General features: G+C 40.3%; 15 protein-coding genes and 1 pseudogene. 5 read left to right on the forward strand and 11 right to left on the reverse strand.

What is annotated here, in order from left to right; genetic code table 11:
* Positions 1–11: 11 nt before the first annotated feature.
* Positions 12–1,703: a methyl-accepting chemotaxis protein gene (locus tag DX933_RS09525; protein ID WP_123316202.1), complete on the reverse strand. Its 1,692-nt coding sequence runs from the start codon at positions 1,701–1,703 to the stop codon at positions 12–14.
* A 456-nt stretch (positions 1,704–2,159) separates the two neighbouring features.
* Between DX933_RS09525 and DX933_RS09530 the strand changes: the two are divergent.
* The 5 genes and pseudogenes from DX933_RS09530 (at position 2,160) to DX933_RS09555 (ending at position 7,532) form a co-directional block, all read left to right on the forward strand.
* Positions 2,160–3,029: pseudogene (locus tag DX933_RS09530) on the forward strand (LysR family transcriptional regulator).
* A gap of 215 nt (positions 3,030–3,244) precedes the next feature.
* Positions 3,245–4,444 carry an FAD/NAD(P)-binding oxidoreductase gene (locus DX933_RS09540; protein ID WP_123316204.1) on the forward strand — a complete coding sequence of 400 codons (1,200 nt, stop codon included), beginning with the start codon at positions 3,245–3,247 and terminating at the stop codon, positions 4,442–4,444.
* A gap of 163 nt (positions 4,445–4,607) precedes the next feature.
* A complete protein-coding gene (locus DX933_RS09545; protein WP_123316205.1) occupies positions 4,608–5,183 on the forward strand; it encodes a hypothetical protein in 576 nt (191 codons plus the stop codon).
* A 2-nt stretch (positions 5,184–5,185) separates the two neighbouring features.
* The gene (locus DX933_RS09550; RefSeq protein ID WP_123316206.1) at positions 5,186–6,592 is read left to right on the forward strand and encodes an MBL fold metallo-hydrolase; all 1,407 of its coding nucleotides are present in this window, start codon (positions 5,186–5,188) and stop codon (positions 6,590–6,592) included.
* Between the two features lie 178 nt (positions 6,593–6,770).
* Entirely contained in the window at positions 6,771–7,532 is a 762-nt protein-coding gene (locus DX933_RS09555; RefSeq protein ID WP_397316332.1) for a sulfite exporter TauE/SafE family protein, read from the forward strand.
* A gap of 66 nt (positions 7,533–7,598) precedes the next feature.
* On the opposite strand, the gene DX933_RS09560 is transcribed toward DX933_RS09555, so the two are convergent.
* From DX933_RS09560 to DX933_RS09605, 10 genes are all read right to left on the reverse strand, one after another.
* On the reverse strand, positions 7,599–11,156 hold the full coding sequence (locus DX933_RS09560) for a cell wall-binding repeat-containing protein (protein ID WP_123316207.1): 3,558 nt from the start codon (positions 11,154–11,156) through the stop codon (positions 7,599–7,601).
* Complete coding sequence (locus tag DX933_RS09565; RefSeq protein ID WP_190279477.1) at positions 11,135–11,860, reverse strand: protease inhibitor I9 family protein; 726 nt, start codon at positions 11,858–11,860, stop codon at positions 11,135–11,137. Before DX933_RS09565 ends, DX933_RS09560 begins: the two co-directional genes overlap by 22 nt.
* A 218-nt stretch (positions 11,861–12,078) precedes the next feature.
* A complete protein-coding gene (locus DX933_RS09570; RefSeq protein WP_123316209.1) occupies positions 12,079–12,729 on the reverse strand; it encodes an HAD family hydrolase in 651 nt (216 codons plus the stop codon).
* 212 nt (positions 12,730–12,941) lie between these two features.
* Complete coding sequence (locus tag DX933_RS09575; protein WP_123316210.1) at positions 12,942–13,565, reverse strand: FMN-binding negative transcriptional regulator; 624 nt, start codon at positions 13,563–13,565, stop codon at positions 12,942–12,944.
* Between the two features lie 14 nt (positions 13,566–13,579).
* Entirely contained in the window at positions 13,580–14,104 is a 525-nt protein-coding gene (locus DX933_RS09580; RefSeq protein WP_123316211.1) for a GNAT family N-acetyltransferase, read from the reverse strand.
* Positions 14,105–14,548: 444 nt separating this feature from the next.
* Complete coding sequence (locus DX933_RS09585) at positions 14,549–15,475, reverse strand: LCP family glycopolymer transferase (protein WP_123316212.1); 927 nt, start codon at positions 15,473–15,475, stop codon at positions 14,549–14,551.
* Between the two features lie 310 nt (positions 15,476–15,785).
* Entirely contained in the window at positions 15,786–16,760 is a 975-nt protein-coding gene (locus tag DX933_RS09590) for a formylglycine-generating enzyme family protein (protein ID WP_123316213.1), read from the reverse strand.
* Positions 16,761–16,838: 78 nt separating this feature from the next.
* Positions 16,839–19,124 carry a family 20 glycosylhydrolase gene (locus DX933_RS09595; RefSeq protein ID WP_123316214.1) on the reverse strand — a complete coding sequence of 762 codons (2,286 nt, stop codon included), beginning with the start codon at positions 19,122–19,124 and terminating at the stop codon, positions 16,839–16,841.
* 84 nt (positions 19,125–19,208) lie between these two features.
* On the reverse strand, positions 19,209–20,804 hold the full coding sequence (locus DX933_RS09600; RefSeq protein WP_123316215.1) for a type 2 periplasmic-binding domain-containing protein: 1,596 nt from the start codon (positions 20,802–20,804) through the stop codon (positions 19,209–19,211).
* Positions 20,805–21,052: 248 nt separating this feature from the next.
* On the reverse strand, positions 21,053–22,450 hold the full coding sequence (locus DX933_RS09605; RefSeq protein WP_123316216.1) for a sulfatase family protein: 1,398 nt from the start codon (positions 22,448–22,450) through the stop codon (positions 21,053–21,055).
* Positions 22,451–22,513 lie beyond the last annotated feature (63 nt).

Here is a 22,513-nt window from a genome sequence, read left to right on the forward strand (position 1 = left end):
ATCTCTGCGAATCAAAGCTTAAATTGACCAACAAGTACGTTCAATTCTTCAGCCATCTCTGCCAATTGACCAGCACTTGCTGCCACTTCCTCCATCGAACCGCTTGATTGCTGTGCGGATGCAGCTGTTTGCTCGACACCTGCAGCTGCCTCTTCAGAAACGGATGCGATTTCTTCAATGGAGCCATTCATTTCCTGGCTATTCGAAACAATTTCTGTTAGCCCTTCTGAAACCTTTTTAATATTATTCACCATTTCCGTAACAGCATTGCTTATTTGATGGAAGGTTGTACCAGTAGCCTGTATTTGTTCCGTTCCAGCTTCCACTTCCGCAAAACCATTTTTCAAAGAAGCAGCAACCGTACTTGATTCATCCTGAATTGAGGTAACAATGCCCGTAATATCATTCACCGAAAGTCCGACTTGTTCAGCAAGCTTCCTTACTTCATCTGCGACAACAGCAAACCCTTTGCCATGTTCACCAGCACGTGCCGCTTCAATCGCTGCATTCAATGCAAGTAAATTGGTCTGGTCTGCAATATCTCGAATCACTGAAACCAGCTTGGAAATTTCCTGGGATTGCTGGTCCAGCAGCTGCATTTGTTCAACGGATTCCTTCACAATCGTGTTTATTTTTTCCATTTGTGCGGTTGAAGAATCCATTCGCTCTCTTCCTTCCGCAGTCATATCGAGAACCTTTAATGAGTTCTCCTCAATTCGGTTACCATTTTCATTCGCCATTTCTACTTTTTCTGTAAATACTCCCATAATAGAAGTTAAATCACTGGCACTATTCGCTTGAGTTTCCGCTCCTGTTGCGAGTTCTTCCATCGTAATCGCTACTTGCTCTGTGCCGGACTTCACTTCACCAGCAGACTGTGTAAGCTCTTCACTATGACTGGAAACCGTTTCAGACAGTTCTAATATCCGTTGCAGCATATGACGATTTTTATCACTCATCGTATTCATTGCTTCAATAAGATGAGAAATCTCATCTTTCGTACGGGTTTCCATCGGTTCCTGACTTAAATCGCCTTCAGCCATCTGATTCATCCGGTCACGCACGGCAACAATTGGTTTGGAGATAGAACGCGAGGTAATAAATGTTACGATAATACTAGCAATAATTACCAAAGCCATAATAGCCATTAGAAAAATCATGGCATTGGAACTGACAAACAGCGTATCTTCACCAGAATCCATAATAATTTCTTCACGTTCTGCAGCCATTTGTTTAATCCCATCAATAATTTCATTAGCGGCTGCATTTGATTCCTTCATGAGCTTCTTCGCTTCATTCGTATGCCCTTCCGAAAACGTTTCTACGGCTTCTATTATATACTGCTCCCAGCTTCCCTTTTGTTCAATAAGGGATTTGGCCTTTTCTGAATCTGTTACCTTTAATATATTTTCCTCGTACACGTCACCGGCTTCTATAGCTGTAAAAAATTGATCCTTTAGACCTGTCTCATTGTATAAAATATATCCTCGTGCCAAGGAATTGATTTCAAGTATATTCATTGTCAAATTTTCATCCGCAATCAATAGCGGCAACTGCTGCTCCACCATATCTTCGGACTTCTCTGTGATTTCCTGGAATGCAAGTGTAACTAGTACACCAAGTACAATGACCAATGCTAATACAAGGGAAAATCCAGTAATTATTTTTTTGCGAATACTATTAAACTGAAACCATTTCTTCATGTTGATATCCCCAATTCGATGTTTATTATGCAGCAATTAATGTAGAATTGTTCACATAAAAATATGCTCACAATCTGTATACCTTCTCCCTATTCTGATTTGGTGTGCACGACCTCTCCAGGATAGGGATTTGTGTTCTTAAATAGCTGCAGGCAAATAGACCTATTTTTGTTATCGGCAAAAATCAGCAACAAATGAAGTATTTTTCTAAAAAATCGATAGAATATCCAGGAAACAGGTGAAGAACTTCACCAATACGGCAGTTGGGGTATAATAAAGTAAAACTTCTCTTAGTGGGTTTTTCGCTTACAATTCTTGTTATCAACAAAAATGCTTGAATTGGGGGGCTTACAGCCAATTAATCTGGATAAATAGAGGGAATGGAAGTCTTTCGCATTAAAATATTGGAAATGAAGCCTGGAGGTAATCAAAGGTATGCATATAGATAATTTAAACATGTTCTGCCAAGTCATAGAAGAAGGAAGTATTAGCCAGGTCGCACGTCTAAATTACGTTTCACAGCCTGCAGTTACAAGTAAAATTCAACAATTAGAAAATCATTATGGTATTCCCTTATTCGACCGAACCCAAGGCAAACTTACCGCTTCTGAAGCTGGAACGGTGCTTTACCCATATGCAAAAGAGATATTATCCTGCTTTCGACGCAGCGAGGAAGAGGTCAAACAGCTCTATACAGCTTATCAGGAAACATTACGGATTGGGGCCAGTTTAACGATTGGTGAATATTACCTCCCGCAAATGCTTGGGAAATTTAAAAAGCTGGAGCCGCATATTGACTTCAGTTTAAAAATAGGCAGTACGCCACATATTATGGCTAGCATGGAAAATCACGATATCGATATCGCACTCGTCGAAGGCATGGTCACAAATAAAGAATTTCAAATCCAGCAATTTGCTACAGATGAATTAATTTTAATTGTTCCCGTTAACCATCCATGGAACAATCGAATAAAGATACATATAGAAGATATATTACAAGCATGCTTCATTTGGCGGGAAAAAGATGCCGGAGCACGAAAAATATTAGAAAATCTATTCCAGCAGCATGGCATTTTAGAGCGAATGTCATCCACATTAACACTCGGCAGCACATAGGCAATTAAAAGTGCTGTCGAATCCGGATTAGGAATCGGTATCGTTCCAAAACTCTCCGTAGCACACGAATTAAAGCTTGGTGTCATCAAAGAAGTTCCCATCGCTTCATGTCAAATATCCAGAGACTTATGGATTGTGAAACGGCATGAACGAATACCTCGAGATAGCATTCGCCTACTGACTGATTTCATTCAAAATAATACTTTCTAACGGAAAACAGACACGCTCCATGGTCTGTTTTTTTCTTTATACCCCATAGCAAATCCCTATGACTGCTCCGATTATCCTTATGATAGTATGAATAGTGAATGGACATGCCTTTGCGCATACCGATTTGTTGATACAAACGTAGATAGCAGTTCCGTATCCGTCATATGTGAAAGTAGTAAATGTGAAAGCGTCATCAAATAAGAGGAGGCAATACATTGACTGAAGTTAACAGTTCTAAAGTGGTTATTGTTGGAGCAGGTTCGGCAGGTATCTCTATCGCATCACGACTACTTCGTAAAGCACCTTATTTAAAAAATCAGATCACATTAATCGATCCCGCAGAGGTTCATTACTATCAGCCACTATGGACACTCGTTGGTGGTGGTCAATCGCAATTAGCAGATTCAAGAAGAACCCAAGCATCTGTCATGCCCCATGATGTCACCTGGATCAAGGAAGCAGTACAAGCATTCCATCCAGATGAAAACTGCGTAATCACTGACAAAGGAACTACATTGCAATATGAATATTTGGTAGTCGCTGCTGGTATTGAAATCAAATGGAATCAAGTAAAAGGACTTCGTGAGGCGCTAACTACAGATGGTGTTTCAACAAACTACTCTGCAGATTCGGTGGAAGATACATGGAAAAACATCCAAAACTTCCGAGGCGGAAATGCTATTTTCACACAGCCTAGCACTCCAATAAAATGCGGAGGTGCACCCCAGAAAATTATGTATTTGGCAGATGATGCCTTTGCAAAAGCAGGAATCAAGGACAAAACAACAATACAATTTTACTCAGGTACAGGAAGTATTTTTGCGGTACCTCGTTATGCAAAAACACTTGAACAGGTTATTACCAGAAAGGCAATCAAAGCTAGTTATTTAATGGACTTGGTCGAAATAGATGGAGAACAAAAAACAGCCACATTTCAGCATATTGAAACAGGGGACCAAACGACCGAATCATACGACATGATTCATGTCACTCCACCTATGGGCGCACCAGCTTTTATTGCCTCCAGTTCTCTAGCAAACTCGGATGGCTGGGTTGATGTAGATCCATATACTTTACAGCATACAAGCTATACTAATATTTTCAGTGCAGGGGATTGTGCAAGTCTGCCAACCTCTAAGACTGGTGCAGCTATTCGACAGCAAGCTCCTGTTGCAGCAAATAATTTATTGGCAGCGATGAACGGACAACCACTTCAGCACAAATATAATGGTTACACGTCATGTCCACTCGTGACAGGGGTTAATCGTCTTATTATGGCAGAATTCACCTATGATAATATTCCTGCTGAAACCTTTCCGATAGATCAATCCAAGGAACGAATGAGCATGTATCTAGTAAAGAAAAATCTATTACCTATCATGTATTGGAATGGCATGCTAAAAGGAACCATGTAGCAATTAGCTAGAAATGGCTATTAATAGATGAATACAATTAGCCGTAATCCCAACCTGTACTGGAACTACTCTGGTCATGTAGGCCGTCTGATTCGGAAGCGAAGCCACGTAAAACAGTTGGAAGTGAACAAGAAATATACTTACATTACGGGGAGGAACATGGATGGAAACCACAAATCATCAAGCCAGCTTAGATCATATTATCCAAGCATTAGAAAATAAAGAACAAATGGACTCTCTTTACTATCTTGTCCAAAAGCTGCCTGAATTCACGAACGCCATACAATCCATGGAGGACAAGCTATCCTTTCTAACAAGCATGATGCAGGATAAAGAATCGTTACATCAGCTTGGCAATGAAGTGGAGCAAAAAGTCGAACAACTTCATATCAATCAAGCCCATCTCGATGCATTATTACAAATCGTACAACTGCTGCCATCTCTTGTACCAATGATGAAGCGCTTAGATGAAATTATTGCTTTTGCAACTGACTTTTTAGGTGATCAACAATCTATCGAGTATACACTCAATGGGTTAAATGATGTTGTCCCCATACAGGAAACTGCCGAAGTGATTCAGGAAACCAATCAACGCTTTAGAAATAACCAAGACAACGCATCCATCTCCTTATATAGGATGTATCGACTACTAAAGGATCCAACAATTCAAAAAGGTTTTCATTACGTGGAAACACTATTACAAGTCATTCAAAATAGAACACAATCAATGGAGGAGTAAACATGTTTTTTCGATCATTTTTCGATGAAAATTTAGCACAGATGTCTTATTTAGTTGGCTGTCAACGTACAGGTGAAGCAATCGTAATGGACCCAGCACGTGATATTGCACCATATGAACGGGTAGCCAAACAGGAAGGATTAACCATTATAGCAGCTGCTGAAACGCATATTCATGCAGATTATTTATCCGGAGCAAGGGAAATCGCTGAACGTTTTGCTGCGAAGCTCTATCTATCTGATGAAGGAGATAAAAATTGGAAATATGAATATGTCGCTCCTTATGCCCACAGCCTTTTAAAGGATAGGGATACTTTTAACATTGGACGGATTGAATTTGAAGTGATGCACACACCAGGACATACGCCAGAGAGTATCTCGTTTATTTTGACCGATCATGGTTCTGGGTCTACAGCGCCGATGGGGGTTTTTACTGGGGATTTTGTGTTTGTCGGAGATGTCGGTCGACCAGATTTGCTTGAAAAAGCAGTTGGCATCGCCAATACTGCAAAAATCGGGGCTAGCCAAATGTATCAATCCATTCAAAGGTTTAAGGAGCTCCCAGATTTCCTTCAAGTATGGCCTGCACATGGCGCTGGCAGTGCTTGTGGTAAATCACTTGGCGCTGTCCCTATGTCAACTATCGGTTACGAAAAAATCAACAATTGGGCATTTACAACAAAAGACGAGCAAGAATTTATCGATACATTGCTTTCCGGACAACCCGAGCCACCACGTTATTTTGCGATGATGAAGAAATTAAACAAAGAAGGACCAGCCCTAACTGATAATAGACCAATTAAACAACTGGAACACGCTTCTGAATTAACCGACTATATGCAGGATGCCGTTTTATTAGACACCAGACATGCACAGTTATTTGGTACGGAGCATTATGCTGGATCGATCAATATCCCATTCAATTCATCCTTTACGAATTGGGCAGGTTGGATTTTGGATTATGATACGGATATTGTACTTCTTGCTCCACAGGCTGATATTGAAAATATTCGACGGAGCTTGTCCTCGATTGGTTTGGATCAAATCATTGCATTTATGGAACCACAAGTTGCCTTAGCGGATACGTCAAACTTGGAAAGCTATGAGGAGATTTCCGTGGCAGAACTACGTGCATTACTAACCGACAGTTCCTATCAAGTCATCGATGTCCGCAATCAATCAGAATGGGATGGTGGGCGAATCAAAGGAACTACACACCACATGCTTGGAACATTAAAGGATCAACTGCAAGCTTTGCCAAAGGATAAACAGTATGTTGTACACTGCCGATCCGGTGCAAGATCTGCTATTGCTGCAAGCATAATGCAAGCTAACGGCATAAAAGATGTGAAGAATGTAAAAGGTGGATATTTAGCCTGGACAAAGGAAAAGTATCCAGTGATAAAGTGAACCTTCAATCGATGGGGGCTTACAGCCAGTTAATCTGTGATAAAGTAAGATATTTACGCCATTCTTTCCTTCTACATCGTGAACAACGGCGGCTGGGTTCTTGCCCAGCTGTTCTTGTTTCCACTTACTTCATGAAGTCATCGTATAGAAACAGGTGATAAAATTGGCATTGGATTATATGATTGTATTATTTTTAATTGGTTTTATTGGCTCTTTCCTTTCTGGCATGGTTGGAATCGGTGGCTCTATCATTAAATATCCACTTTTATTATATATTCCACCCCTACTAGGTGTTGGTATGCTAACAGCCGCGGAAGTCGCGGGCATCTCGGCAGTACAAGTTTTTTTCGCGACAATTGGTGGTGTCTGGGCATTCCGAAAAGGCGGATATTTAAATAAACGGCTTATACTAACTATGGGGATCTCCGTCCTCATTGGAAGCTTTATTGGTGGATTCGGATCAGATTATCTTGGTGACGATGTCATCAATTTCGTCTATGCTATCATGGCAACCATTGCAGCTGTCATGATGTTCATACCGAAGAAAGAAGTTGACGACCAGGGCGAGGGCGATCTGAACTTTCATGTTCCACTTGCGGCATGTAGTGCCTTTATCGTAGGTATTGGTTCTGGAATTGTCGGTGCGGCAGGAGCATTTTTATTGGTTCCCATTATGCTCGTACTTTTAAAAATCCCTACACGTGTGACAATCGCCTCTTCCCTTGCAATTACCTTTCTATCTTCCATCGGATCTACCTTTGGCAAGGTTGTAACCGGTCAAGTATTGTATGGTCCAGCAGCTATTATGATTATTGCTAGCCTTGTTGCAGCCCCACTAGGTGCAAATACTGGTAAAAAAATGAATACAAAAATCTTACAAGGTATCCTTGCTATACTCATTCTATCAACAGCAATCAAAATTTGGATTGAATTTTTCTAAACCATATGTAGCGCAAAGCCTATCATCAGAAAAAGCGTTCCCGCCCTGAGAACGCTTTTTCCATAGTTATTTAACTATTTTTCGCAATGCTTCATAGACTGTTTCATCCACTGCAACTGGTCCACCTAGCACCGTTAAGTGCTTCGTATTGTAACGCTTCAAATAATCTGCTGTTAAAGCCGGTACCTTTCTGTGTACGAGGATGATCGCACTATCCTTCTTCGCTGCCAGTACAGCGCTTGTTAGAGCATCTGCAAATTCCATGCCAGTTGCCACATACAAGCTCTTACTCTTCACACCGAAATGTTTCGCAACCTCAATATTGGTTCCATAACGGTCAGAACCCTCTAGTCGCTTCGTATTGGGTAACTGCTTGGCAACATTTGGTGCCACAACTTTTTCGCCACCAACAAGGATTGTTTGCTTCACATTTAAATCTTGAATCGCTTGCTTCGTTCCTGCCGATAGCTTCTTCGCTTGGGTAAGTAAAATCGGCAAGCCTTCCTTTGCAGCATGTGCCGCTACAGACATGGCATCTGGGAAGTCATAACCATTAACGACCACTGCTTTCCCAGCTTGATTTGGCTTCATTTTTCCAGCAATTTTTACTGCTGTTTCAACACGGTTATTCCCTTGAATCCGTTCTGTGTTTGCGAGCTTTTTCGCAGCTTTCTCTACATGATTGCTAAGCGCATTTTCTCCACCAAGTAAGATAATTTTCTTTGGCTTCAGACGTTTGATTTCTTTTTCAGCCTGTTCCACTAGCTTGTTATTGGCCGTCAATAGAATTGGCGCATCCAGTTCATATGCTAAAGGCACACCAGCCAACGCATCTGCATAATCGTCTCCTCTTGCAAGAATAACTGTATCTGCAGAAGCCCAACCTTCTTTACTCACTTCAACAGCTGTGTCATAACGTAAATAACCAGATAACCGCTCTATTGCTTCCGGATAAATGTAGAGCTTTCCTTTTGTTTTATTCGTTACTTTCTTTCCTTCCTTGCTTTTCAGTTCAACCTGAATTTCGGCCCCTTCCAATTTCACATTATTTGGTACCGTCCAGATTGCCTCATAATAACCTGGATTCACTTCCTTCATATTAGCAGATACACGATCAGCAGCTTTTGCATTCGGAACCAATACGGAATACGATGCGTCACCACCATAATAATCACTATAGAAGGAAATCTTAACTTGATCACCAGCAACTGCATAGACATCCTGCCCAGGAGTGAGGTATTTCATGGTTAAATCACCATTTATCTGAAAATCTACCGTAGCAGTACCACTATTTTGTGCTGCATCTGTGACCTTTACCTCCAATGCATAATCGCCAGCCTTTGTAACAGGCAATTCGAATGTACCATCTTGCTGAATGGTTAGTGATCCAGTTTCTTTTTTATTGGTTTGAAGATTATTTAACACATAGCTCGTATCCAAATAATCAAGTGGATCATAGCCAAGATTCGGATGTAATCTATCCAACGGCTCTTTAAATTCAAAATATTTACTAGCAACTGAGCCGCTTATCACGCCGTCCTGCTTTGTTTTATTTTCCAGGGTAATTTCCGGTGCTTCAGATACAATGAAAAGCGGTCCATCATATTCTGCGTAAAGTTCATTGGATTCATAGGTTAAAGTAACAAGATCTACTGTATAAACCCCGTCTGGAATGGTTTTTGTTTTCGAATTATCCGCTGGGTCCAGAATGGTGTTAGATATTTCAACCTTATGTTGACCGGCCTCAACACCTACCTCTTGCCATATATCCCCAGCTGTGCCGTCTCCATCAAGACCACCTTCTGGATCAAGTGCATCCCAGAAATAAAGTAAACTTATAAATTGCATATCATGAAATTCAAATACTGCATTGGTTGTGTCAGACTTGCCATCACCATTTGGCGAAATATGATAGCCTTCCAATGCCATTGATTTTATACCTTCTACGGTTTGTTCACCCAATCCTGCCGCAAATGGTAGAGTAAGTACAGTCGTGCCATTACTAATATGAACAAAACCAAGGACTTCATCATTTCGGTCCGCTTTACCAGCAGGTACCTTCACCTGAAGTGCAAAGCTTGCTTCGTCCGTCAACCGAATTTCTGTTTGGTCTGCAGTCACTTGTACACCAGCCATATCTCCAGTTGGACGATCCGTTACTTCCACTTCCACCGTATACGTAGCTGCTTCACTTCGTAAATTTTCAATTGTAATCGATTCACGATGCACGAGTTCTTCGCTGTTGGATACCTGAAGCGCTCCAAACGAAACGGTACCTCTTGCTCCTGAGTAGTCTGTTCCATTGATCACTTCGCTCTTTACATGATAGGCACGTGCTTCCGCAGCTACTGCCTGAACTGGATTTACTCTTCCAGCACCTTGGTCATACACATCAAATTGTTTCGTATCCAAAACTTTAGCAGTATTTGATAAAGCGACTTTCACATCAAAAGCGGACCAATCGTTATTTTTCTGAACGAGCAATGCGGCAATACCAGCTATATGCGGGGCTGCCATACTTGTTCCAGTATAACGCTCATAGGATTCTGTATAGGTCGCATCTGGGAAATCCTTTTGATACGCTGCAACAGATGACATAATATTCGTACCTGGTGCAGACACATCCGGTTTAATGTCCAGATTAAAATCACTTGGCCCACGTGAGCTACTGTCATTCATCACATCACCTGTTGTTTCAGATGACGAAAAATCATGAAATGAAACCGTTCCTTCACCGCCATTTGCAGCTAATGCTTCGCGTAATGCTTGACCATCGGTGTAGGACATATCATAGGATGGAATATATGCGAATGAATCACCTAAGTACACATCTGATACCCCTGGCGCATTCGAACCATCTTCAGCATTATGAATGAGCGTTCCCAAAGCACCAGCATCTTTGGCAGCAGCAATTTTATCTACAAATGGAATTTCGCCGCGAGCGATGAGGGCAATCTTTCCTTTCACATCCAGCCCTGCAAAGTCGTCTGGATTCCCTACACCAGGAATGGCGATGACATCCAGTTCACCTGCTAACACTTCTTCTGGCTCTTCTCCATATTTCCAACCCATTAATGCCAGATGAACGGTACGATCATACGCTCCAGCCTGGATGGTTACGTCACTTTCCTTAATGATTTCCGGATTTGTTGTATTCCCTACTGTTATACCAAGGGAGGCAGTCCCCGGAGAACTAACTGTTTTCCGATCTGGTCCGGAATTACCACTTGAGATAACGGACACAACTCCTGCAAGCATTGCATGATTAATCGCTAATGCATCAGCCGTTGTTGATGAGGTACTGGATGCCCCAAGAGATAGATTGATAACATCCATTCCATCCGTGACAGCATCCTCAATTCCTTTTACGACCCAAGACATATTCCCTGATCCATACGCACCAAGAACACGATAGGCATATAAGTCCACTTTTGGTGCAAGTCCTTTGATACCATATGGATTGTCACCTTTTGCCGCAATGGTGCCAGCCACATGTGTTCCATGAGATGTTTCATAGGTGTTGCCACGTGCATCTACTGGCGACATATGATCTGGACGATCTTTCGGTGAGGTTTCATACGGATCATCATCCGCTCTCGGATTTAAATAATTACCATCATGCACGACATAATTCTTCCCCCCTTATACACATCTGCAAACTCCGGATGCTGATAATCGATACCGGAATCTATTACACCAACCTTAACACCTTGTCCTTCCAGCCCTTGCTCCCATAACTCTTCGATTCCTAAATGGGAAATACTCGTTTTCATAGAAGCTTTCGGTTGATGAGAAGCATTTGTGACCTCTGATGCAATCATTTCTGCATCTGGTTCCACATGTATCACACCAGGTAAATTTAACAGCGTTTCTACATCCTTTTCCTGCAACGATAAAGCGACACCATTCAATACATGGGTAAAGCTATAGCCTTTATTCGCCTGAATATTGCTTGTCTTTAGCTTTTGCAGAAATGTAACCTGCTGTTTAGAAACCTTTTTCAAAGCTCGCTGTTCATCTGCCCTTGTGAATTGCAGCTGGTTCGTTAGCTTTTTGGCTTTTTCCAATGCAACCGGATTTTCCGAAAGGTGAACGATTACCTCTATCTGCTTATCACCCTTTAAACCTTGTAATTCCGTATGCAGATAGGGCTTCTGCTTTTGAAAAGCTTCCTGTTTTTGGACAGCATCCAGCATATGCGACTGTGCATCGGAATGTTTATTCAAATCCTTCGCTTGCGCATATGTCATGGTTGGTAAAACCATACCAATCATTAGCATGACTGCCATCACCGTACTAAATACTTTGGTTACTAATTGTTTCCGCAATGGAACCCCCCCTATTCTATTCATCCTGAATCACTTTTTCGTCACATGATTCAGTCAATTCTAAATATATACTATTAATAGGTAGTTTGAAAGTTTTAAGGAGTAATCTTCCTATTTCATATAGCTTGGGTTCCAGGTATTTTTATTTTTATCTACGACGATGAAACATATTAAAAGCCAATTGACCTATACTGTGTATATAATCAATTGGCTTATTGTTAACCTAGCTGTTCAACCAAGTCTAGTAAACTATGATGCATTTGAAAGGCATTCGTTTTCATTTCTTCATTTGGATCAACCAAATCTGGAATGAGCACACATTTGATTCCTGCACGTTTTGCTGCGCGCAGTCCATTTAATGAATCCTCTAATACAAGGCTCGAAGCTGGGTCGGCTTTTCCCCGTCTGCACGCTTCCAAAAAGATATCCGGCTCAGGCTTGCCACGTGGAACCTCATCTCCACTAATGTAAAAATCAAAACGCTCCTTCAGATCTGTCAATTCTAAATAATATGCTATCGTGTCGATGGAACTGGAAGAAGCAATACACCGTTTCAGACCCTTCTCATCCAATTTGTCCAATAATTCCTGCACACCAGGCATCACACGAATCCCTTCCGACTCAATGATTCGATTCCGCTCTGTGCGGGAATGCTCCACAATACGCTTCATGGAAAATTCCGGCCCATAAACTTCCTGCATAATCCGTTCATCTTCATTTTTTCCTGCTCCAATTAACAGCTTATATGTATCCAATGTGAATGGCATACCTATTTGTACCATGGACTTCTCCATCGCCCGAAAACCAATTCGTTCCGTATCAAACAGTAAACCATCCATATCAAAAATGACAAAATCAATCTGTTGCAAATCCCCCAAGCCTCCATTTATTATATAATCATTTCTATCAAAACCATTTTCACTTATTCCAAATTAACCATAACATAGGGTGAAACTTCAATTAGTGGAGGTTTTGCACTTCCCCCACTGATTGTTAGTTGAACCAATCAAGCCTTTACTGGCTGTTGAACCCCACTTACACTTCTTGTCTTACAGCCAGTGAATCTGTGATAATTGATGGCCTACCTTCTATCATTCTTCTTCTTTTCCATTTGTTGTGCAATTTGCGCTGCGTTTGGATTATTTTCCTGTTTCAATTGCTGGATGATCTGTTGATAATCTACCTCGTTTCGATTTTGACTTAATTTATAAGCAGCTTGAATTTCTTCTATCTTGATTTCAAATCCAACAATACCTTTGATTTGCTTTTTAGTTTCTGAAGACATGTTTTCCCATAATACTGCTGGGCTTCGGTGTCGCTCATATTTTTCAAGTAATGCTGTTAGATCTTCTTCAAGCTCCTGGTCATTTAAAATTCGGGGCATGCCATAAACATGAATGGCTTGATAATTCCAGGTCGGCACATTTTCATGCTGATACCATGTTGAGGAAATATAAGCGTGTGGACCTTGAAAAATAACAAGTACCTTTTCCTTCCCGTTCTTCATTGTTTTCCATTGTGGATTGGCAATAGCAAAATGTCCAGTAATATAGGAAGCTTCATGCTTCTGATGAAATTGCATCGGTATATGTGTCGCAATTGGCTTACCATCTTCTATTGTAATGATTGTACCAAAGGAATTTTCTTGTATAAACCCTGCTATTTCCGCAGCATCTGTGACCTTAAAACGTGACGGAATATACATATACAATCCACCTCTCACTCGTTTTCAAGATATTTGGTCATTATAAAATCCATCTGTTTCTCATCTCCCATCATGAATACGTGCTCGCCTGTTTGAATAAAACCACATCTCATATAGAATAGGATTGCAGAATCATTCTTTTCCCAAACCCCAAGCCAAATCTTCTTTTTATGATAATCTTTTGCAACGTCATAAGTAAAATCTAGTAATTGTTTACCAAGCCCTCGTCTATGATATGTATTTCTTATATATAGTCTTTCAATCTCCAGTGAGTAATCGCCCATTTTCTCAGACTGCGCTTCATTTATGTTGATTTTCAAATATCCGGCAATTTCACGATGAAAATAGATAAAATAGAATTGTGAATGGGGATTGGATAATTCTTTTTCCAATTGGTTATGATGAAAGGCTTGATTGACATAAGCCTCCATATTTTCAGTTGTATTTTGATCTTCAAAAGTACTTTGAAATGTTTCTATACTAATCTTTCGAAGTGTTGGTAAGTCTTGAAACCTGCATCTTCTTATATCGATAGACATGAAGTCGCTCCCCGTCCCTTTGTTTATTTAAACCAAATTATACATAATCATGCAGCATTTACAACTCAAAAAGATAGTGTTGGGACAAAAACCGGTGAGGGACAACAAAAAGAGTTTCAGTAAATGTATTGTATGGTACTCCTGTTCATTTAATTTGCTCAACTTCGTCGCTCCATAAATCTATTCCACTTTAGTAAAATATAGACATACGAAAAGAGCACGCTCCGGTAAAATGAAAGTACCTATGCCGTAACTGAAGGTGCTCCTTATAAAAATGGACCAGGATTTGCCTAATTGGCAGTAAATTAAAGAAAATATACTGCCAGCTCCCATCACCTCAACAAATTTATTTAAAAAAACGATCATGATTATCTATTCGGGATAAACTTGACCGTTTTTTCATGGTAAAAGACTAGTTATGCACAGCCTCACCATTTATCAGTATTAAGATTCCATTTCTTTAATCATGTCGCGGACTTTTTGCAATTCCGTATCGTCCACTTGCATATAATAGATGCCATCGATTTTCGTACCAGTTCCTTTTAACTGATAATCGACAAAGTTCTTTCTAGCACCTTTATAATCTTTAATCAGTTTTTTCATGTCTTCAAAGTCTAAATTAGTTGCCATATTATTTCCAAGCACATCGATTAATCCGTTAATCTTCGTTACAGAACCAACAGAGGCACCTTTATTTACAATTCCTTGAATAACCTGACGCTGACGCTTCGTTCTACCGAAGTCACCACTCGGGTCCTGCTTACGCATGCGCACAAATGCTAACGTCTTATCGCCGTCCATCTCTGTCGGCCCAAAACCGAAGTCATATTTGCCGTCGCTCCAAGCAATATCATTGTAGACGGTAATCGTACCTAGCTGGTCTACAAGCTCCTGAAAGCCTTCCATATTCATACGAACATAATAATCCAGCTCGATATCCAACAAGTTTTCTACCGTTTCAATGGCCATTTCGGTTCCACCAAAAGCATAAGCATGGTTGATTTTATCCTGAATTCCTTTACCTACAATTTCTGTTCGGGTATCACGCGGAATACTAATTAATTGCATCGTTTCCAGCTTCGGATTCAATGTCAGTACCATGAGGGCATCTGATCTCCCCCTATCATTACCGCGCGCATCGACACCCAATAGTAAAATATTCAATGACTGCGCATCTTTGACTTTTTTCTTAGTAACTTCAATATCAATTGAATTTACTGGTTCATGCATTTTCTCATTCAAGGTTGTTTTCGTATTATGATAGATGGAATATGCATATCCCCCCACTGCCAGCACAAATACCAATATGATCCCCAGTACAATCCATAGCCACTTTTTGCGGCCTTTTTTTCTTGACGTTTTCCTAGACATTTCTATTCTCCCATCTTCTTCCATGTTTCCCGACTTACGCATGATTACCAAAAAACATGGAATGTCTCTCATTTTCCCCATACTTCGACAACCGCTTCTGTTAATCTACTCCATTTTAAGCCAAAACAACCGTTTTTATCAAGCCATTCTATGATAAATTTGTGACTTTTTTCCTATCTATGAAAAATAGGACGAATAATTGATTTAAAATATAGAGCTTCCCATAAAAAAAGAATCAAACAAGGAGCAATTCGATACATGAATTACATGCCTCATTTGATTCTAGTATTTACCTAACTCGTCTTTACATTTATTCTGGATCTCTTACACAGCGAAAGCCAATATTCCCCGTAGAACTATCAGGAGTATTGGATGTTCTTGCTGCTACACGATAACGATTACAATAAGAATAGTGGCATAAATAAGATCCGCCCCGCATCACGCGTGACTTGCCTGTGTCTGGGCCTTGCGGATTTTGCTTGCCTCCACGCTTATGAATATTCGTTGCGAACCAATCCGAACACCATTCCCACACATTTCCCGCCACATTATACAGTCCAAATCCGTTTTCAGGAAAACTTTTGGCTGGTGCTGTGCCAATAAAGCCATCTTCTGCCGTATTTTCATTCGGAAATGTCCCTTGCCAAATATTGCAGTAATGTTCACCATCTGGAGTCAATTCATCTCCCCATGGATACATCTTTTGCTCCAGTCCACCTCGTGCTGCAAATTCCCATTCTGCTTCTGTTGGCAATCTTTTTCCGGCCCATTCACAATAGGCTAGTGCATCATTCCACGAGACATGAACAACCGGGTGATCCAGGCGATTTTCAATACTTGAATCCGGTCCTTCCGGTTGCTTCCAATAAGCGCCTTCCACGACAAACCACCATGGGGTTTGTTGTACCCGTTGAACTACTTTTTTCTTCGTTTCAGGACTTACGAGCAGATGAAATACAAATGACCAACCAAACCGCTCCGCTTCTGTAACATATCCAGTTGCGTCAATAAAAGTTTGAAATTGTTTATTAGTTACTGTATGAACATCTATATAAAATGGCTTCACCTCTACTTTATGTATCGGTCCTTCCCCATCTGCTGGAAAGCCTTGTTTATAATTGGTGCCCATCAAGTAACTACCACCTGGTATATATACCATTTCATGTTCTATTGGCTGAACGTTTGAATTGGTTTGACGCTTGGTTATCGCTGCAGCATTCGTTGTCGGTTGCGTTACTTCTGATCTACCTGCTGCACAACAGCTTTTCTTTTTCTCATCTGTCATCCGTTCACACCTCCACGTCCAATTTTACGCTTAACTATCGTATCAGGCAATGGTTCAAATCTCAATAAAAACTTTATGTTACAAAGATTTAAATAGCTTGAACGTTTTCACAACACCATCGATTGTTTGATGCATCCCACCAATTCGTTGAACAGGGAGCGGGAATGTTTGGAATGGCTTGGCCGTTTCCTGTGTTACTGGTACTTCCTTACCATCTACCAATAGTCTTGTTTGATGTAAGCTGGTGATAAATGTAAGCTTCGTCTTCTGTAAAGGAACCATTTGATAATCAAAGGTATACGTATTATTTTCATACGTGTAGCCAATCTTTCCTTGTTCATTTACAACATGAATCGTGCCACCATTATCTGCCTCTAATAATATTTGCTGTGTGTCAACTTGGTCTAATACGAGCTCCACTTCCAGCGTTACATTAGGACCGACAGATGTTAACGGTGTTTCCAAATAGCTATCGATGCCATTAAATCTCACACCATCCTCCAAGCTTGCATTAAACTCCTTTTTCACATGATATAAATTGCCGCTATCATCCTTTGTCCCTTTGGAAAAATCATATGCGACAATCGTTTGAGTTACTGATGGTACGGTATAACGTAAATTGGTTTGCGGCATATGCTCCAAGGCTTTACTTAGCTTTCGAAACGCATCATAGGTTAGCGTCATCTTAGTGCCCCATATTTTTTGTGCCAAAATAGGCAAGGCATCCAATATTCGATCAAACATATCATAGCTGGTAATGCCATTTTCAAGCGCATCTATCTGATCATTCCATAATGCAAAGCCTGCCCCCAGCAGTTGTGGATGTGATTCATCAATGACCGTCCCATTGTTAAATTTATTTGGCTCATACGCTGTGAACAGTTTTTTCGTATCCAGATAATCCTGATAATAATCAGCTCCCGGAACCATATACACCTGATGATCCTCGATGTGAATGATGTCAAATCCTTGTTCCAGCATGTCTTGAGGTTCGGCCCAATTTGTATTCCATACATCCATTTGAATGCCTTTTGCGGTAATCGGTGTGTCTCCTTTTTTAATAGAAAGGCTTCCCCACACCCTTGCTGTCCGTTTTTTATCATCCCTAATAAACCGAAGCAGCTCATCGACATATTTACGATAAACCTCCGCCTCTCCGTAGTATTCATCACTTCCGATATGAACTGGAACATCACCTATAACAGGGTCATCACCATCCAAATATTCATTATACATTGATTGGATGAACGGCAATGTCTCTTTATTACCTAAATCAAGCATCGCAGCACGTTCTTGGTCAATCTTATCATTGACAATACTTCCAGGGTACATGAGGTCTGGTCTGATTTTCACAAAGGACATCGCATGCCCAGGTGTATCGAATTCCGGCACAATGGTTACGCCATATTTTTTAGCATCGGCAATAAATGTTCTAAATTCATCCTTTGTATAAAAAGCATCCGTGGAGGTTAGCGTGTACCCATTTCCTTGTAAATCCGATTCCAGTCGAAAGCCTGTATAAGCATGCTTCAAAGCTTCGGAAGCATCTTTAAAATGCTCTAAGAAAATGGCATTATCATTTAAATGAATTTGAAAATCATTCATTTTATAATAGCTCATAGCCCGCATAAGGTCGTAGAGGCCCTTCAAGCTAGTAAATTTACGGCCTACATCCAGCATGAATCCGCGAATTCGATATTTTGGATAATCTCGTGCGTATCCATTGTCCACCAGATGATCTTTGTTGTTCTTTAACATTTGATGAAGTGTTCTTGTCGCATAAAAAGCGCCCACATGATCCGCAGCATGAATGACAATTTGATTGTTCTCAATCGTAAGACCATAGCCCTCCTTTTGATAGCCTTGCTGATCGTCATAAGCAAATACAATCGCTTGCTTCTGCTTGTCATCCGGCCCCATTACCAGTTCAATCCCAATCGCTTGCAAATCCTGGATGAGCATACCGGCCGCGTCGGTGAATCGTTCATCTTTTACCACTACAACGGTGTCGTCAGTGATTTTCATCTTTCCTTTTAAACCGTACCATTCCGCTAAGGCCGGAATAACAGCTGGTTTTGGATTTGCACCGGTATCTGAATACTTCCCCGTAACGGAAACATGAAATTCCTGCGTTTCCTCAGAATCCTCTTTTGTCAGCTTCAAGGTAACCTTTACCGTTTTATCTTGTAATGGCATATATATCTTTCCATTTAAATCAATAATAGACAATGCATTACTTCCGGCAACTACTACCTCCCCATCACGAATAGCTGGCAATACCAGCGTCATGGAATCCGCATCATAAAAAAGCTGGTCCATTTCTTTTAGTGTATTGATGTATTGTTGTGTATTCTTTGTTGACAATATGATCACCCTTTTACTTTTTTCATTATTCAAATAAGAGAATAAATAATCAAAATCCCCCCTGCGTTAGGGGGGATCAGCGAATTAATTACTGCTATATCGTTTATATGCTTCTGTTTGTACGTCCATATATTCTTCTAACCCCATATCCTTTAGATTCTTCAAGTAACGCTCCCAGTTTGTATCATCTAGCGACTCATCGCCCGAAATAAATTTATCACGCATTTCATTTACATACTTTTCAATGTCGGTTCCAGTCGCATTCATAAATCTATTTTCATCTTTCGTATACGTAAACTTAGACCAAAGTTCTTCAGGAATATAAGGTTCAATTTTTGCTGCTGCTTCTAGAGATGCTTCAGAAGCCTCGGATCCTGTAAAGTAATCCTTTTTCACAAGTCCTGGAGGGTTTACTCCGACCCAAGGTACATATTCTGACATCGCTTGCTCTCTATGCTCTGCATTTTCAATTTCATCTACATATTTAAATTCACCATTTTCCTCTGTATAGGATTCACCTTCAATCCCCATATACATAAGTCTCGCGCCTTCATCCCCGTAGAAATAATCCATCCATCTCACTGTTGCTGCTGGATTTGGGTTTTTATCCGTAATAACGAACTGTCCGTTGTTAAATAGAGGCGGTATTACACCTGTATACATTTGATCGCCATTCGGCCCTTTTAACGCGGAAGCACTTACAAAGTTGTCCCCTTTAAAGGTTAAGGATGGATCATAGAATACTGTACTTGCATATTTACCTTCTCCAGCATTGGCCATATATTGACCCCACTCGATAGAAAAGATATTCTGTTCAATTAGTTTTTCGTCATACAGCTTGTGTACATACTCCAGCATTTGACGATATTCGTCAGATGCGGCAACAAATCTCAAATCATCGCTATCTGGATCCAAATCAATCATATCTGCACCTGTATTATTTAAACCGAAGGAGCCACGTACCCATGAAATAAGATCATTAATATTTACACCGCTATATGGTACAACGCCACTGTCTGATTCTTGAACTGCTTTTAAAAATTCATAAAACTCATCTGTAGTCTCAGGCATATCCATATCTAGCTTCTCTAACCATGTTTCATCAATCCAAGGACGAGCACCAATTCGAATGGATAAGAAATCATTATCCCTTAGACCTGGCATTGAATAAATATTTCCGTCTGGAAAAGTCATCCCTTTTTTAATGTTAGGATCCTCTTCCATAATTTTTTTCAGATTAGGGGCATATTTATCAATTAAATCATTTAGTTTAATAAATGTGCCTTGCTCCCCATACTTAAATAAGTCTGTATTTGAGATATCCGCTGCAAAAAATGCATCAGGAATGTTTCCACCTCCTAGTGCGAGGTTTCTTTTTTCGGCTAAACTATCCATATGCACCTGCTCAGACCAATCTACATTGATATTAGTCATCTCTTTGTACTTATCCCAAACAGGCAGTTTATTCCAATCTATCTTCGAGCTGATATCCGATTTTGCAGTAAAAAACTTCAATGTAATTTCATCTTTGACAATTGGAAGATCTTTTTCATTCAGATTTTCCAACGCTTCTTCATCCATGCCATCCTCATTTTCTTTACCTTTACCACCACAAGCGGCTAAAAATCCAACCATCAAAACGATTAAAAATACAAAAAGTAAACGCTTAGCCTTTTTCATCTATTTTCCCCCTATTACTATTCATGTTATATGGTTAAAAACCCTAGTCTTATTTGCTCCTTTCTCATTTAATCCTTTTTAATTAGATTAATTAACTAATTGTAAAAGCGTTTTCATTATAGCAGACGATTTTTTTCAAGTCAATATTTTTTGAAAGTTTTCTATTGTGAAATATAGCAACTTTACCCCATTGAGGAATTACGTTGGAGGAAAAGGGGCTTCCCCCTCTTCCAACGTAATCATTATTATTATTCATAATCCTCTACTTGATCCTTTAGACGGTATAACTCTTCCTTTAATGTTGTGACAGTTTCTTGATAAGCAGGATCATGATAAACATTATTTAGTTCATATGGGTCTTTATTTAAATCAAATAGCTCCCATTCCGGTGTTCTTGGTTCATCCATTGAATCTGCTGAGCCTAGTGCTTCGCCGTAATAGTAAATCAATTTATAATCATGTGTACGCAAGCCATAGTGGGCTCCTACACGATGCTCGATACTTAAATGCTCCCAATATCGATAGTACATGGACGTCTGCCAATCATCCGGCGTATTGTTCTCCAATACTGGACGTAGGCTTCTGCCTTGCATATGATCTGGAATATCAATACCAGCATAATCAAGGAATGTTTCAGGGAAATCTACATTTAATGCAAAATCCTTCGTAACCGATCCGGCTTTAATTGCTTTCGGATAGCGGATTACAAATGGCATTCTTAAGGATTCCTCATACATAAAACGTTTATCATACCAACCATGGTCGCCGAGGAAAAATCCTTGATCAGATGTATAAACAATAATAGTATCCTCTGCTAGCCCTTCTTCATCTAAGTAGTCTAAAATACGGCCAACATTATCATCAATTGAAGCTACACAGCGCAAATAATCCTTAATATAACGCTGATAGTACCAGCTTTTTAGCTCCCCAGCAGATAATCCTTCAGGTGGCTTTGCTTTTACATCCCGCTCACGTAAGTCTCGGTCAATACGCATCTTGGCTTCCTTTGCAGCTTCTGCTCTATTGCTGTAATCATCATGGAACGTAGGAGGTTCTGGAATATCAACATCCTCATACAGATGCATATGCTTCTCGTCGGGATCCCACGGACGATGTGGTGCCTTATGATGGCACATCAGCATAAATGGCTTGTCTTTATCACGACTTTTCATCCAATTGAGGGAAAGATCTGTAACGATATCTGTTGCATATCCTTTAAATACCTTTTCTACACCCATGTCATACATTACTGGATCGTGATATTCACCTTGATTCGGGAACACATTCCAATAGTCAAAACCAGTTGGATCACTGTTTCCTCCATTACCAAGATGCCATTTCCCGATTAATGCCGTTTGGTAACCATTTTCTTTCATCATTTTTTGGACAGTTGGCTGGCGGCTATCAAACTTATCGCCTAATGTTTTGACCCCATTTTTATGGTTGTATAATCCCGTTAAAATTGCTGCCCTGCTTGGTGCACAAATAGAATTGGTGCAAAAGCAGTTATCAAAGCGCATTCCTTCATTTGCAATTCGATCAAGATTTGGTGTTTCATTAATTTTGCTGTCGTAACAACTCATCGCATGTGCTGCATGATCGTCACTCATGATAAATATAACGTTTGGCTGTTTATGTTCTGCCATTTAAACCCCAGCTCCTTTTTAATTTATATACAAACCACTACCAAACTCATTTCGTGCCACACG

Origin of the sequence: Ornithinibacillus gellani (genome assembly GCF_003730295.1) — a bacterium.
GTDB lineage: Bacteria > Bacillota > Bacilli > Bacillales > Amphibacillaceae > Ornithinibacillus_A > Ornithinibacillus_A gellani.